14 protein-coding genes and 3 pseudogenes are annotated in these 15,247 nt (G+C 38.7%); 16 read left to right on the forward strand and 1 reads right to left on the reverse strand.

The genetic code is table 11. The features are described 5' to 3' along the window. Positions 1-63: 63 nt before the first annotated feature. The 6 genes and pseudogenes from GWP43_RS15150 to GWP43_RS00985 form a co-directional block, all read left to right on the forward strand. A pseudogene (locus GWP43_RS15150) lies at positions 64-567 on the forward strand (RHS repeat domain-containing protein); the annotation flags it as partial. Between the two features lie 946 nt (positions 568-1,513). Next, complete coding sequence (locus GWP43_RS00965) at positions 1,514-1,696, forward strand: hypothetical protein (protein WP_162662067.1); 183 nt, start codon at positions 1,514-1,516, stop codon at positions 1,694-1,696. A gap of 673 nt (positions 1,697-2,369) precedes the next feature. Then, a pseudogene (locus GWP43_RS14375) lies at positions 2,370-4,872 on the forward strand (RHS repeat domain-containing protein); the annotation flags it as partial. A gap of 605 nt (positions 4,873-5,477) precedes the next feature. Further along, entirely contained in the window at positions 5,478-6,521 is a 1,044-nt protein-coding gene (locus GWP43_RS00975) for a hypothetical protein (protein WP_162662068.1), read from the forward strand. A 157-nt stretch (positions 6,522-6,678) separates the two neighbouring features. Continuing rightward, positions 6,679-8,608, forward strand: a pseudogene (locus GWP43_RS00980) (RHS repeat domain-containing protein). A 19-nt stretch (positions 8,609-8,627) separates the two neighbouring features. After that, complete coding sequence (locus GWP43_RS00985) at positions 8,628-9,251, forward strand: hypothetical protein (RefSeq protein WP_162662069.1); 624 nt, start codon at positions 8,628-8,630, stop codon at positions 9,249-9,251. A gap of 565 nt (positions 9,252-9,816) precedes the next feature. Here the strand turns inward: GWP43_RS00985 and GWP43_RS00990 are convergent. Then, positions 9,817-10,701, reverse strand: coding sequence for an Rpn family recombination-promoting nuclease/putative transposase (locus tag GWP43_RS00990; RefSeq protein WP_162662070.1), 885 nt, complete (start codon positions 10,699-10,701; stop codon positions 9,817-9,819). Between the two features lie 209 nt (positions 10,702-10,910). On the opposite strand from GWP43_RS00990, the gene GWP43_RS00995 reads away from it, so the two are divergent. The 10 genes from GWP43_RS00995 (at position 10,911) to GWP43_RS01040 (ending at position 15,115) form a co-directional block, all read left to right on the forward strand. Next, positions 10,911-11,063, forward strand: a complete 153-nt coding sequence (locus tag GWP43_RS00995; protein WP_162662071.1) for a hypothetical protein — start codon at positions 10,911-10,913, stop codon at positions 11,061-11,063. Next, positions 11,064-11,432 carry a hypothetical protein gene (locus tag GWP43_RS01000; protein ID WP_162662072.1) on the forward strand — a complete coding sequence of 123 codons (369 nt, stop codon included), beginning with the start codon at positions 11,064-11,066 and terminating at the stop codon, positions 11,430-11,432. It begins immediately after the preceding gene. Positions 11,433-11,613: 181 nt separating this feature from the next. Then, positions 11,614-11,835, forward strand: a complete 222-nt coding sequence (locus GWP43_RS01005; protein WP_162662073.1) for a hypothetical protein — start codon at positions 11,614-11,616, stop codon at positions 11,833-11,835. Positions 11,836-11,844: 9 nt separating this feature from the next. Next, positions 11,845-12,237, forward strand: a complete 393-nt coding sequence (locus GWP43_RS01010; protein WP_162662074.1) for a hypothetical protein — start codon at positions 11,845-11,847, stop codon at positions 12,235-12,237. Further along, the gene (locus tag GWP43_RS01015) at positions 12,234-12,818 is read left to right on the forward strand and encodes a hypothetical protein (RefSeq protein ID WP_162662075.1); all 585 of its coding nucleotides are present in this window, start codon (positions 12,234-12,236) and stop codon (positions 12,816-12,818) included. Before GWP43_RS01010 ends, GWP43_RS01015 begins: the two co-directional genes overlap by 4 nt. 2 nt (positions 12,819-12,820) lie before the next feature. Then, positions 12,821-13,108 carry a hypothetical protein gene (locus GWP43_RS01020; RefSeq protein WP_162662076.1) on the forward strand — a complete coding sequence of 96 codons (288 nt, stop codon included), beginning with the start codon at positions 12,821-12,823 and terminating at the stop codon, positions 13,106-13,108. 84 nt (positions 13,109-13,192) lie between these two features. After that, positions 13,193-13,456: a hypothetical protein gene (locus GWP43_RS01025; RefSeq protein WP_162662077.1), complete on the forward strand. Its 264-nt coding sequence runs from the start codon at positions 13,193-13,195 to the stop codon at positions 13,454-13,456. 44 nt (positions 13,457-13,500) lie between these two features. Further along, complete coding sequence (locus GWP43_RS01030) at positions 13,501-13,746, forward strand: hypothetical protein (RefSeq protein ID WP_162662078.1); 246 nt, start codon at positions 13,501-13,503, stop codon at positions 13,744-13,746. Between the two features lie 19 nt (positions 13,747-13,765). Further along, positions 13,766-14,389, forward strand: coding sequence for a hypothetical protein (locus tag GWP43_RS14380; RefSeq protein WP_230977852.1), 624 nt, complete (start codon positions 13,766-13,768; stop codon positions 14,387-14,389). A 246-nt stretch (positions 14,390-14,635) separates the two neighbouring features. Continuing rightward, positions 14,636-15,115, forward strand: a complete 480-nt coding sequence (locus GWP43_RS01040) for a hypothetical protein (protein ID WP_162661902.1) — start codon at positions 14,636-14,638, stop codon at positions 15,113-15,115. Positions 15,116-15,247 lie beyond the last annotated feature (132 nt).

The following is a 15,247-nucleotide window of genomic DNA, read 5'->3' on the forward strand; positions in this document are numbered from 1 at the left end:
TATGATACGTTGAGGATTAATTTTTTTGAAGCGACGAAGCAGACGCCGTGTATATTTTCAAAAGAGGATAAAAACAACCCGCAAGGCTTACGCGTGCACAAGCACATCTTTGTGGGGAACAGCCGTCTTGTAACGGCGATGACGCACACCGACAACAACGGAGATAATGCCGAACAGCGCGAGAAGCGGTATTACTACCACAGCGACCACCTCGGCAGCGCACAGTTTGTAACCGACTGGAGAGGCAGACAATACGAGCACATCGAGTACACACCTTACGGAGAGTTATGGATTGAAGAAGTCGCGGCTGGCTTAGATAAGCTGCCGTTCAGGTTTACGGGAAAGGAGATGGATGAAGAGACGGGCTTATACTATTACGGAGCGCGTTACCTTGACCCGAAGTATTCAAGGTGGTTGAGTGGAGACCCGGCGCTGGGAGAGTATATACCATCTGCAGGAGCAGATCCGTCAAAGCTCGCGGGAATGGGTGGAGTATATAACACAGTCAATCTACACCTGTACCACTACGCGGGGAATAATCCGGTGAAGTATGAAGATCCTGATGGGATGTTTGATGTGTTGCCGTATCATATTCCTAATTTCCAAGTGGGTGGTCCAAAACTCCAAAAATTTACAGGGGTTCCTTTAGGTGGTGGTTATTCACAGAATCAAAAAGATTGGTTTAAAATAGCGGATATTCTTCAGGCATCACTAGGTGTATCTTCACTGGGTGACTATCAAACATTAGCATCATTACCTAGTAATGACTTAAAAGATACTCTTATAGAAGTAAGTAAGGCTATCGCTGGAGCTATATCTAGTTCTGCAGGAAAAATTATTTCTTTAGCTGATTTAGCAAAGGCTCTCTTTAGTACACCGGAAGCGAAAGCTCAAAATTATACCAAAAGCGAGAAAGAGTTTTTAATGATGGTAGGAATTGAGCAGTCATTTATTTCTGATCTATCAACTAAATTAATTGAGAAAGGTTTTCCTGTTCACGAAAAAAAAGATGGAAACTCTAATTTTATAATGAATATTACAATTACAAGTTTTACTGAATATACAACAAGTGGCATATTGGCAAAAGATGCAATACTTCTTATTGCGGATGAAGTGAAAGCATCAAATGAACTATATAAAGATATTAAAATTAACGAATAGGAGATATGGGTATGAAGTATGTATTTATTTTTTTAACTTTTATACATGTAACGGCTATTTTCGGTGAAGATATACAGAATAACTTTAATTATTATGTAAGACATTTTGACGGTTCATACGAATTGGATAGTGTTAGTAACGAAAACTCAAAATTCCACTTTTCTCGTATCACTATTTTAAAGATTCAAATCATGAATATATTAAAGGATTGTATTATGGCTCTGATAAGGTAAAATTTATAGATACCGTACAAAATAATAAAATATACAAGACCGTATACTATGATTTTTTTACAAATGAGGTTCTGTTTGAAAAACGATATACCTATACTGAAGATGGTGTTCTTACTTTTATGGAAATAGACAGTGTTACTACAGAAGATAAAAAAGGAAAGGCGTATGCAAGATTTTCATTTATAAAAGATGAGCAGGAGGATTTTAACTACACTGCTTATCGATTAGCCGAATATGATATTGGCATTACAGGGACTTATGCATATTCTGACGGAAAATTTGGTAAAATTTTCAACCACTAACGATTTATTCAACAATCATCAAAAAATATAAATTAGATATAGAGAGCATGAAAGTTATTGAGAAATATAGATATGATGAAAACGGTTCCATATATGATGTATATATAGACGGTTCTGAATTCCCGGTATATAAAAGGACAGACCTAATGCTTGATAATGGCACTTGTACAAATATTACGATGTATTTTGAGAATGGTATCTGGGACTCGAGCTATTTATTAAAAATCTACCGGAGAGTGAGATTGAAATATACTCTGATGTATTACAGAATTCAATAGAAAATGAAAACATAAAAATTCCTATTAAAGGCAATGTCCGGATTTTAAAGAAGCACGATCTTTGCAAACTTATGATTCTGAGCTGATATGTCAAGATGAAAAGTATATTTAAAAGATGAAAAGCCGGTAAAATCACTATTAACGATATTTAATGATATTTATACTGATGAGTTTAGACTTTCCCATGCATTATTTAGTGATAGAATATATTTTTCACGAACATTTAAGGATAAATGAGATGTATTTTAAATACTAAAATAATTGATAGAAAATAAAGTGATATTCTCTCTTCCTCACAGAACGAGTTACGGCCGTATGTGAGAAGCAAACAGAAATAGGGGAAGGTAGTCCCCCGGACAGCGATTGAAGCGGAAATCCTTTTTGCCGCTCGTGTAATGCAAGTGCGGTTTTTGAAGCGGCCGAGCGGAAAAACACCGCGGGAACAAAACAGCAGCGGTAAAAAGATTGGAGCGGAAAGCGCGGTGCTGCATTTTGTTTTCTTTATAGTAATAGTAAACAAAATGCAGCAGTCCGCCAAAGAAGGAAGAAGCAGAAGTAACAAAAACACCTTATTCGAGGTTTTTCCGCTTACGATAGGAAGCGGAAAAACGATGCCTTTTTGAAAAGAGGTGGAGCAGATACAAGGAGACAGCCGAAAATAAAGCGGAGGCGTATCGGGTATACGTCGAGCATTTATTTTCGGCGTGCGACGCCGTAGATGCCCGCATATTTTCAAAAGGGGACGGCATCGACAGGGTAATCAACACCCTATTACCGGACGGAAGCGAGCAGAAAAATGAGTACGAAATAGAAGACGGTTTACAGGTAACAATCGCAACCGACCCGTTAGAGAATAAGAGCGTTACGAAAAAAGACGCGCGCGGAAACATCTGCGAAGTAGAACGTCTCGATAAAAACGGCACACGCTTAACCAAAGGCCGATATGAATACTCTGTATTGGGAGAGATGCTGCGCGCATACGACGCAAATGAAAACATTGTCTCGGTAACATACGACCTGTTAGGGAGAAAAGTAGCCTTAGAAAGTAAAGACTCAGGCCGGAAAGAATGGCGCTATGACAGTAAAGGCCTCCTTGAAGCGGAAACGGATTCACTGCTGCGCAGTAAACTCAGTGAGATACAGTACGTCTATGACGGCTTTGACCGGCTCGTAAAAATAGACTACCCGTTTAGTGAAGACGTTGAATACACCTACGGCCAAGCAGGGCAAGCGGGAGCCGGAGAGATAGTGTATAAGAAAGATGAGAGTGGAGAAATCAAGTACAAGTACGGACGCTTAAGCGAAGTCGTAGAAGAGACACGAACGATTAAGCGCTATGAGGTACTCAGTAAGCCGGAAACGGCAACCTTTACTTACTGCTCCGACTACTTAGGTCGTATGCAGACGATGAAATACCCCGATGGGGAAACCATCACCTACACCTATGACAAAGGCGGACAGCTCAAAGGGGTGAGCGGCGTAAAGAACACGGTAAAGGGAACGGAAACCTATTCTTACATTGACACGATTGTTTATGATGAACACGGGCAGAGAGTGTACATTAAGTACGGCAATGGAGTTGAAACCCGCTACCGCTACGACGATAAACGGCGATGGCTGAAAGACATTGAAACCAAAAATAAACAAACCGATGAAACCTTCCAAAAGATAAGTTACCGCTTTGACAAGGTCGGCAATGTCTTAGGGTATAGCAATGACGCAAGTGTGTATGAAACGAGCCAGAGTTACACCTACGACAGTTTATACCAACTTATCGGAGTAGAGGGAACCAGCAACCAATACAAAGCGATAAAGAGCTTTGGAAGTACGCCGGTACATGTTGCAAAGTACAAGCAAGACTTTGCCTTTGACGGTATCGGGAACATGACACGTAAGGCCAGCACCACGAACATACCCGGTTCCCGCGGTAACGCCTACCCCAATGCTGATTTGGACTATAGCCTGGATTACGAGTATGACCCTGCGTATGCACATCGTTTAGTTCACGCAGGGAATCGCTACTACCGCTACGATGCGAACGGGAACATAACGGCTGAAAAAGACGGGCCATTTACCGAGGACGAGGAGTTTGTCTTTACCTACAGCTATGACCCCGACACCGACGTCTACGGTACCGACTACGGCTTCGGCCTTGACGCGCCGAAGGAGACGGAAGAGAGTCATCCTGAGAACCTATTTGCGTACCGGCGTAACTATACGTGGAACGAGAAGAACTTACTCACTAAATCAAGCGACCGCAGCTACACCGTACACTACCGCTACGGTGAGGACGGCCAGCGTGCCTTAAAGTATACGGAAGAAGGACGTTCTGAAACGCTCTACTTCAATAACTTCTACACGATACACATCCCCGTGCAGGATAAGAATAACCCGCAAGGCTTGCGAGTGCATAAGCACATCTTTGTGGGTAACAGCCGTCTTGTTACGGCAATGACCCATACCGATAACAACGGAGACAATGCAGAACAACGCGAGAAGCGCTACTACTACCACTCAGACCACTTAGGCAGCGCGCAATTCGTAACCGACTGGAGAGGCCGCCAATACGAGCACATCGAGTACACGCCATACGGGGAGCTGTGGATAGAGGAAGTTGCTGCAGGCTTAGACAAGCTGCCGTTTAGGTTTACCGGTAAGGAGATGGATGAAGAGACGGGCTTGTACTACTACGGGGCGCGTTACCTTGACCCGAAGTATTCAAGGTGGTTGAGTGGAGACCCGGCGCTAAGCGACTATATACCCAAAGCTCCGATAGACGACGAGGCGAAGAAACACAACGAGAACTTACCGGGCATGGGCGGGGTGTTTAATGTGGTGAACCTGCACTTGTACCATTACGCGGGGAATAATCCGGTGAAGTATACTGACCCGGATGGGATGTTTGATGTGTTGCCGTATCATATTCCTAATTTCCAAGTGGGTGGTCCAAAACTCCAAAAATTTACAGGGGTTCCTTTAGGTGGTGGTTATTCACAGAATCAAAAAGATTGGTTTAAAATAGCGGATATTCTTCAGGCATCACTAGGTGTATCTTCACTGGGTGACTATCAAACATTAGCATCATTACCTAGTAATGACTTAAAAGATACTCTTATAGAAGTAAGTAAGGCTATCGCTGGAGCTATATCTAGTTCTGCAGGAAAAATTATTTCTTTAGCTGATTTAGCAAAGGCTCTCTTTAGTACACCGGAAGCGAAAGCTCAAAATTATACCAAAAGCGAGAAAGAGTTTTTAATGATGGTAGGAATTGAGCAGTCATTTATTTCTGATCTATCAACTAAATTAATTGAGAAAGGTTTTCCTGTTCACGAAAAAAAAGATGGAAACTCTAATTTTATAATGAATATTACAATTACAAGTTTTACTGAATATACAACAAGTGGCATATTGGCAAAAGATGCAATACTTCTTATTGCGGATGAAGTGAAAGCATCAAATGAACTATATAAAGATATTAAAATTAACGAATAGGAGATATGGGTATGAAGTATGTATTTATTTTTTTAACTTTTATACATGTAACGGCTATTTTCGGTGAAGATATACAGAATAACTTTAATTATTATGTAAGACATTTTGACGGTTCATACGAATTGGATAGTGTTAGTAACGAAAAACTTAAAATTCCACTTTTCTCGTATCACTATTTTAAAGATTCAAATCATGAATATATTAAAGGATTGTATTATGGCTCTGATAAGGTAAAATTTATAGATACCGTACAAAATAATAAAATATACAAGACCGTATACTATGATTTTTTTACAAATGAGGTTCTGTTTGAAAAACGATATACCTATACTGAAGATGGTGTTCTTACTTTTATGGAAATAGACAGTGTTACTACAGAAGATAAAAAAGGAAAGGCGTATGCAAGATTTTCATTTATAAAAGATGAGCAGGAGGATTTTAACTACACTGCTTATCGATTAGCCGAATATGATATTGGCATTACAGGGACTTATGCATATTCTGACGGAAAATTTGGTAAAAATTTTCAACCACTAACGATTTATTCAACAATCATCAAAAAATATAAATTAGATATAGAGAGCATGAAAGTTATTGAGAAATATAGATATGATGAAAACGGTTCCATATATGATGTATATATAGACGGTTCTGAATTCCCGGTATATAAAAGGACAGACCTAATGCTTGATAATGGCACTTGTACAAATATTACGATGTATTTTGAGAATGGTATCTGGGACTCGAGCTATTTATTAAAAAATCTACCGGAGAGTGAGATTGAAATATACTCTGATGTATTACAGAATTCAATAGAAAATGAAAACATAAAAATTCCTATTAAAGGCAATGTCCGGATTTTAAAGAAGCACGATCTTTTGCAAACTTATGATTCTGAGCTGATATGTCAAGATGAAAAAGTATATTTAAAAGATGAAAAGCCGGTAAAATCACTATTAACGATATTTAATGATATTTATACTGATGAGTTTAGACTTTCCCATGCATTATTTAGTGATAGAATATATTTTTCACGAACATTTAAGGATAAATGAGATGTATTTTAAATACTAAAATAATTGATAGAAAATAAAGTGATATTCTCTCTTCCTCACAGAACGAGTTACGGCCGTATGTGAGAAGCAAACAGAAATAGGGAAGGTAGTCCCCCGGACAGCGATTGAAGCGGAAATCCTTTTTGCCGCTCGTGTAATGCAAGTGCGGTTTTTGAAGCGGCCGAGCGGAAAAACACCGCGGGAACAAAACAGCAGCGGTAAAAAGATTGGAGCGGAAAGCGCGGTGCTGCATTTTGTTTTCTTTATAGTAATAGTAAACAAAATGCAGCAGTCCGCCAAAAAAGCAAGAAACAAAAACAACAAAAGCTCTTTACCGGGGGTTTTTCCGCTTACGGCAATCCTTGCCGGAAGCGGAAAAACGAAGCCTTTTGAAAAGAGGCGGAGCAGATACAAGGAGACAGCCGAAAATAAAGCGGAGGCGTATCGGGTATACGTCGAGCATTTATTTTCGGCGTGCGACGCCGTAGATGCCCGCATATTTTCAAAAGGAGACGGGAACATGACACGGAAGGTCAGCACCACGAACCTTCCCGGCTCCCGCGGTAACGCCTACCCGAAAGCAGAGCTAGACTACAGTCTTGATTACGAATACGACCCCCTCTTATGCACACCGGCTTGTGCACGCAGGAAACCGCTACTACCGCTATGACGTGAACGGTAACATAACGGCGGAAAAAGACGGCCCCCCCTTTACGGATGATGAAGAGTTTGTCTTTACGTATAACTACGACCCTGACACCGACGTCTACGGCACCGATTATGGCTTCGGCCTTGACGCGCCGAAGGAGACGGAAGAGACGCATCCGGAGAACCTATTCGCGTACCGCCGTAACTACACCTGGAACGAGAAGAACCTCCTCACGAAATCGAGCGACCGCAGCTACACGGTACACTATCGTTACGGAGAGGACGGCCAGCGCGCCTTAAAGTATACGGAAGAAGGTAGAAGCGAAACGCTGTATTTCAATAACTTCTACACGATACATATCCCCGTGCAGGACAAGAATAACCCGCACGGCTTGAGAGTGCATAAGCACATCTTTGTCGGTAACAGCCGTTTAGTTACCGCGATGACGCACACCGATAACAACGGGGATAATGCAGAGCAGAGGGAAAAGCGCTACTACTACCACTCAGACCACCTCGGAAGCGCCCAGTTCGTAACCGACTGGAGAGGAAAGCAATACGAACACATAGAGTACACGCCGTACGGAGAGTTATGGATTGAAGAGGTTGCCGCTGGGTTAGACAAGCTACCCTTCCGGTTTACGGGTAAGGAGATGGATGAGGAGACGGGCTTGTACTACTACGGTGCGCGCTACCTTGACCCGAGGTATTCGAGGTGGCTGAGTGGAGATCCGGCGTTGGGCGATTACATTCCAAAAGCGCCGATAGATGACGAGGCAAAGAAACATAACGAAAAACTGCCTGGCATGGGAGGGGTGTTTAATGTCGTGAACTTGCACCTGTACCACTACGCGGGGAATAATCCGGTGAAGTATGTGGATCCTACCGGTAAGTTTTTTATTATTGATGATTTAATAGGGGCGGTAATTCAATCAATTCGTGATAATAATTGGTCAAATTTTGGAGAGAAATTTAAATCCAATTTTATTAATACATGGAAATTGATCGGTCATTCAATATTGATGTTGCCGCAGACATTGTGGTTTGGGACTCAAGAAATTCTCGGATTACTATTAGGGTATGGTTGTATTCTTGGATCAGGAGGAACGGTTGATTGGGATGGCGGTTTTACATATGTAAATATGACAGGCTCTTCATGGAAGGATAAGGGAATAACTTTAGGAAGTGTCGGTATAGGGGATCCTGATGTAAAATCGCATGAAAAAGGACATTATTACCAATCGTGGATATTGGGACCGTTATATTTATTTGTCATAGGGATACCAAGCGGTATTCATGCGGCGATGCATAATACAAATAAATGTAATAGATGTAATGAATTGTATGGAAATGGAGATAAAAATGCTTATAAGCATTTTTGGACGGAGCAATGGGACGAACGATATAATAAAGACAAGAATAAAGAAGAAAAAAAATAATTGAAATAAGGAGGAATGTATGAGAAAAATATACATAATATGTATAGCCGTAATAACGATGAGCCTGACATCATGTCTTGCTAGTGCGAGGCTTTATATACTTAATGCAACAGGTGGACCTATTTTAGTGGAAGTAAAAACCATCTATCAGGTATCAAGTGATAAATTCTATGATGTTAAAGTTCGATATGATGGACGGATGTCTCTTAAAGAAGACGAAGAAACTAGTTTTGGTCTTTCTGTAGCATTGGCTCCGATAGTCCTAAAACCTTCAGAGTTTGCCTGCTTAGCTTGTGAAGCCGATAGTTGTGATATTCTGCTTAGTATGGGCTTTGGTATTTCTATTTCACGAGATGAAGATGGTAAAAAATTTATAGATATGGATAAAATTATTAAAGCATTAGATACGGTGTTTATTGAAATGAATGTGTATAAAATTGTACCGAATGAAAATGGTAGAGAATTATTATACACTAAAACAGATATTTTGAATGAGAAAAATATCTGTTGTTATTTATTCGATTTAAAAAAAGAAATTGATATTGACAAAAAGTATAAGGAATTTTTAAAAAAACGTTTTCTTAGTAATGATTTTTATATAGTTATAAGGGAAAAAACTGAAGAAGAAAAAAATGAAAACTAGTTATTGTAGTGTACAGTTTACCCGGTCTATCAGGTATCAAATGATAGCCTATGAGATTATAAAGAGCTTGTTATAAAACTTTACCCTCACTTCCCCCAGAACGAGTTACGGCCGTATGTGAGGAATAAACAGAAATAGGGAAGGTAGTATCCCGGACAGCGATTGAAGCAGAAATCCATTTTCAAGCGTTGTACGTCCTGAGTACAACGCTTGAACACAAGTTTGGCGAAATGTCAAACTTGTGTACTGACAGGATGTCAGGGGGTATTGAGCAAGGGCGAGTTTTTCCACTGAAAAACTCGTAATTCAAAAATGTACACGGAAGTACATTTTTGAATATTTCCATCCGTGGACGATTGTAGAATTGTGCGGTTTTTGGAGCGGCTATCAAACCTGTATATCCTTGTACAGGTTTGATAGCACGTTTTGCTCAGCAAAACGTGTTTCTGCTTAGAACCACCGACATCCGTGTCGGTACTGAGAGCGGAAAAACACCGCTTAAAGAAAACAGCAGCGACAAAAAGATTGGAAGTGAGATCGGTTGACAGTCCATCGAATGGGAAAATTATAAATGGATTTTCTCGATTTCCTGTATGGTCAAACCGGTTGCGTGTGCAATAGTGTCGATAGATAAGCCCATAGAAAGTAAGTTCCGCGCTGTTTCGCGCTTACCTTCGGCGATACCAAGAGATCTGCCTTCGGTATAAGCTATTTTCCGCTCTTCAGCGCGCTGTACGGCGATATCGGTAGCATAATCGTATTCTGCTATTAACATATTTATGACCTCCTTGGCTTTTCGTTGCAGGTATTCTTTGAGAATACCGTTTTGTATACATTCTTTTATTGCATTTTCAAAACCGTGTTCTTTATCTTGTTCAATATTTCGTCGTACCGTTTCCACGAACATACTGTATTCCGCTAACGGTTTACAGTTTTGCAGTATTGTATGTTTTTTATTTTTATTGATATTCAGTACTTTTACTTTTAATTCTAACGGAATATGCTCCGGTTTTGTCATAAAAGAATCGGAAAGCTTTAATTCGGTTTCATTCGGATAGTCTTCGATTCCATTATAAAAAACATAAAATTCCGGCGTTGGGATTTTTACGAGCGAGCGTGCGTATCGTTCTTGAGCATCTAACAGCCGTTCATATAATCGTACGACATATTCGAGGCATCGTATTGGCATATTAGGATTGATGGTTGACTGATGTTCAGCCAATACAATCATTTTGTTATCAATGAGATATGATACATCATTGTAGAAAGACATATAGATAACTTGTTCAAGGCGGAGTGATTCTAACGGTACTGAATTGCCCAGATGAGTGCCGTGTAGAGCATTATATAATGAGAGAAAATTTTCTTTTGCGTTTTTATCTTCACCAAACAGGTCTACAAAAACCGAATCTTTATAATTCCTGTTTGCCGCTTGTTTTTGCTCTTGCATAGTTTCCAGTATAGCAGAAAAAAGTACATAGTGCAAATAGAGCGCAGCCGAAGAACAACAGGTGTATCCGTCTCGCTACGAATAAAGCATAGTTTTGATTTTGACAGCAGCACAGTGGTGTGCTAGGATAATAAGAAAGCCGGGAAGACGATACAGGTATACTTTAACGATGAAAAGTATGAAGGGGCGGCGGAAGAAAAGTCGCGATAATGATTAGCCGGCTGTATGAAGTAACAGAGGAAGGGAAGCGGATCGAATCGTATACGGATCACTTTACGGATATGATCAACGGGACATTGAGCTTACCGGAATCCCCTGATCCGGTGCGGGGGAACTTAAACAGCATCAAGGAGTTACAATAAATGAAAAAGATTGCATTGATAATAATATTTATTTATATATTTATAGGAGATGTGGCTGCTTTGAAAATTAGGGATATTACAAATATTACACCTACAATTGCTGCATGGATAGAAGAATATTATTCGTTAGAAGGAAGATATCCTGAAGAGTTTGAAGATGTGTTAAAAAAAGAACTGAAAGTTTTTGATTATGACATATCTGCGTATTATAATAATTTAAAAAAAGAAGGTTATAGTGCTTTTGTAAAAGACAAAACCCTTATTGTAATAGATTTAATTAATAAGAAAAAATGTATATATGTTTTTGAAACAAAGAATTTTTTCTTATATGATAGCTTAAAACTGCTTAGAGTGTTTAAAACAATGTAGGTGAATGCTGAGGTATTCTTTGTTTCTTGTAGTTTTTGTAAAAAATAATAACAAGAGTTTGCCGAAGAAAATCATGACTCCAAACGCTTAACTTTTTCAAAAGCAGGATTGGCGGGACTAGCAGGATATTTTAAGGTTGATAAATCTTTAGCAATGGATATGCAAGCAAGTTTAACCTTAAATGGAAAAGAAGTTGGCAGTTTTAAGGGGATACATTGGTGGGCGACCAGCTTTAATCCGAGGGTACATACAAGGGGTAAAGGCAAGCGACTTAAAAGCCCAGTTTACCGTTAATTTTGGTAACAATAAACAAATGTATCAAGATTTCAAAGCAGAATGGGATAAAAAAGATTCAAGGTGGACATTTAATGATGATAATTGTTCTGCAAAACTTAATTTCTAAGGAGTTGATATGAAAAAACTATTTTATGTTGTTGTATATGGAATGATATTATTTACTGAGGGGTGGAGATGGCCTCTGATTTTTCAAGATATGAAGCACATAGAGAAGAAAAGAACAGAAGCGCTTTTACTGGCAATAAAAAACAAAGATAAAATTAGTTTTAAAAAGCGCTTTATTCCTCACATAGAACACTTTTCCTCTCACTATGATGAAGATGTTGATCATTTATTTGAGCGATTTCAAATTCAAACGTATGAGGTTATTGATGTAATGGTGTATGAATCGGCTTTATACAAGGATGGAGAAGGTATCGTTCAGTGGAATGTTTCTATGTTAATTGCTACGGAATTTATTAACTACAATCCAGCAAATCCTTCGTATGGGATGAGAGTTTGGCCATGAAAAAATATGGTGTTATTATATTGATCTTTCTTTTTTGGGTAAAACTATCATCTCAAGAACTTCTTCCTGATACAAAATATTATTCTGATGATGGAAGTTCATATTTTAAATTTACAGAGCATGGCGGTGTAACTAAAGGATTTATATGGAATAAGAAAACTCAAAATGAGCTTATGATTTTTTCACTTAAATTGCGTTATAAACTTAGAAAAGATGCTATTAAATGGTTTAAGAATAAAATTTTCGAAATTAAAATTCATACGGGCAATCCGGGAGTTTATTCTATTTTTGTGTCAGTGAATGACGGAATAATATCTAATCCGGTTAATTTTGTGATGGCAGTAGATATTACCGGAAGCTATGCACTTGTAGGAGAAGAGGATGTTTATGTGTTAGATATATTCAAAGGAAAAAAGATATTTTATATAAATCGTAATTATGATAACACTGCAATTAAGTATTTAATTTTTGATTTAAAAGAAACTAAGTTTCTTGATAATGGAGATCTAATGATTACGTATTATAACCTGTCTATGGAAAAAATATATGAATTAATAAATAAGAATGATTTTATGAGATGAAAATGACTATAGGAGAAGAATTTGGCTATAATCCAACAGCTAAGAGCTTTTCTGAAAAAATTAGAAGTATAACAGTAGCAAGTTCTTACTCTTTTGTCTCTCTTGGCACTGAAGCTGAGGGGCACTCATGGATGGTGTATACAGAAAAAACTTCTGAACTAAATATTAGTAAAACATGCAGAGAAATAAAACAGATTTACAAAGATGTTCAAAAATTTTTAGAAAATGAGGATATTGATGGATTATTAAATTATCTTAAAGATAAAAGCTTATTACTTCTGGAGATGTAAAAGTGGAAGAAATAAAAATTATCGAAGCAATTGTAATTATGATGTCACCTGTACCACTACGCGGGGAATAATCCGGTTAAATATGTGGATCCTACCGGTAAGTTTTTTATTATTGATGATTTAATAGGGGCGGTAATTCAATCGATTCGTGATAATAATTGGTCAAATTTTGGAGAGAAATTTAAATCCAATTTTATTAATACATGGAAATTGATCGGTCATTCAATATTGATGTTGCCGCAGACCCTGTGGTTTGGGCCTCAAGAAATTCTCGGATTACTATTAGGGTATGGCTTTATTCTCGGATCGGGGGAACCGTTGATTGGGATGGTGGTTTTAAATATGTAAACCTCCCAAACCGTAAGGATGGAATAACATTAGGGAGCATTGGTATGGGACATCCTTCATTCAAATCGCATGAAAAAGGACATTATTACCAATCGTGGATATTGGGGCCGTTATATTTATTTGTCATAGGAATTCCAAGTATTATTCATGCGGCGATGCATAATACAAATAAATGTAATAGATGCAATGAACTTAGAGAAAATGGAGACGACGATCCTTATAAGCATTTTTGGACGGAGCAATGGGCTGAAAAATACAATGAAGAAAAGAATAAAGAAGAAAAAAAATAATTGAAATAAGGAGGAATGTATGAGAAAAATATACATAATATGTATAGCCGTAATAACGATGAGTCTAACATCATGTCTTCCTAGTGCGAGACTTTACATACTTAATGCAACAGGTGGACCTATTTTAGTGGAAGTAAAAACTATCTATCAAGTGTCAACTGATAAACTATATGATGTTGACGTTACTTATGACGGACTAATGGCTTTTAAGTACAAAGAAGAAAGTTCCTTTGGCCCCTCTATAGCATTGGCGCCGATAGTTATTAAACCTTCCGGATTTGCCTGCTTGTTTTGGAGGCCGGCTAATTCTGATATTCTGTATAGTATGGGGTTTGGTGATTCTTTTTCACGAGATGAAGATGGTAAAGAATTTATAGATATGGATAAAATTATCAATGCATTAGATACGGTGTTTATTGAAATGAATGTGTATAAAATCGTACCGAATGAGGATGGAAAGGAATTGTTATATACCAAAAAAGATATTTTGAATGAGAAAAATATCTTTTTTACAGTATTCAATTTGAAAAAAGACATTGAAATCGACAAAAAATACAAAAAATTCTTGAAAAGAGGTGGATTTGGAAATTCCAGTTATATAGTTATCAGGGAAAAAACTGAAGAAGAAAAAAATGAGGACTAGTTATTGTAGTGTACAGTTTAACCGGTCTATCAGGTATCAAATGATAGCCTATGAGATTATAAAGAGCTCGTTATAAAACTTTACCCTCACTTCCCACAGAACGAGTTACGGCCGTATGTGGGAAGCTATATCAAATCTGTACGTCCTTGTACAGATTTAATATCATGTTTTGCTGACGGCAAAACATGATACTGTTTAGAACCACCGCCATCCATGGCGGTAGTGAAGGGAAAAATATTTTTTAAATTGAAAACAAAATTTTGTTTTTATTTACAGCCTAACTATCCTCACCCCCGGACAGCGATTGAAGCGGAAATCCTTTTTGCTGCTCGTGTAATGCAGGTGCGGTTTTTGGGAGCGTTTATCAAACCTGTACATCCTTGTACAGGTTTGATAGCACGTTTTGCTCAGCAAAACGCGCTTCTGCTTAGAACCACCGACATCCGTGTCGGTACTGAGAAAAAAACACCGCGGGAACAAAACAGCAGCGGCGAAAAGATTGGAGCGGAAAGCGCGGTGCCGATACTTGTGCACCTTTATATTGTAATAATGGTACACAAGTATCGGCAGTCCGCCAAAAGCATAACAATAAGAATTGCAAGAAACACTTTACCGGGGGTTTTTCCGCTTACGGCAATTCTTGCCGGAAGCGGAAAAACGAAGCCTTTTGAAAAGAGGCGGAGCAGATACAAGGAGACAGCCGAAAATAAAGCGGAGGCACGGTAAAAATGTACATCCTTGTACATTTTTACCTACGTGTTTGCAGAGCAAACACGCTACTGACGTGAACCACCGCCGTCCGTGGCGGTTCTGATACGGTGAGGATTTTCAGAAGCGGCATGGATGCCGCTGGTTTAA

This window comes from Treponema vincentii, from assembly GCF_010365865.1.
Lineage (GTDB): Bacteria > Spirochaetota > Spirochaetia > Treponematales > Treponemataceae > Treponema.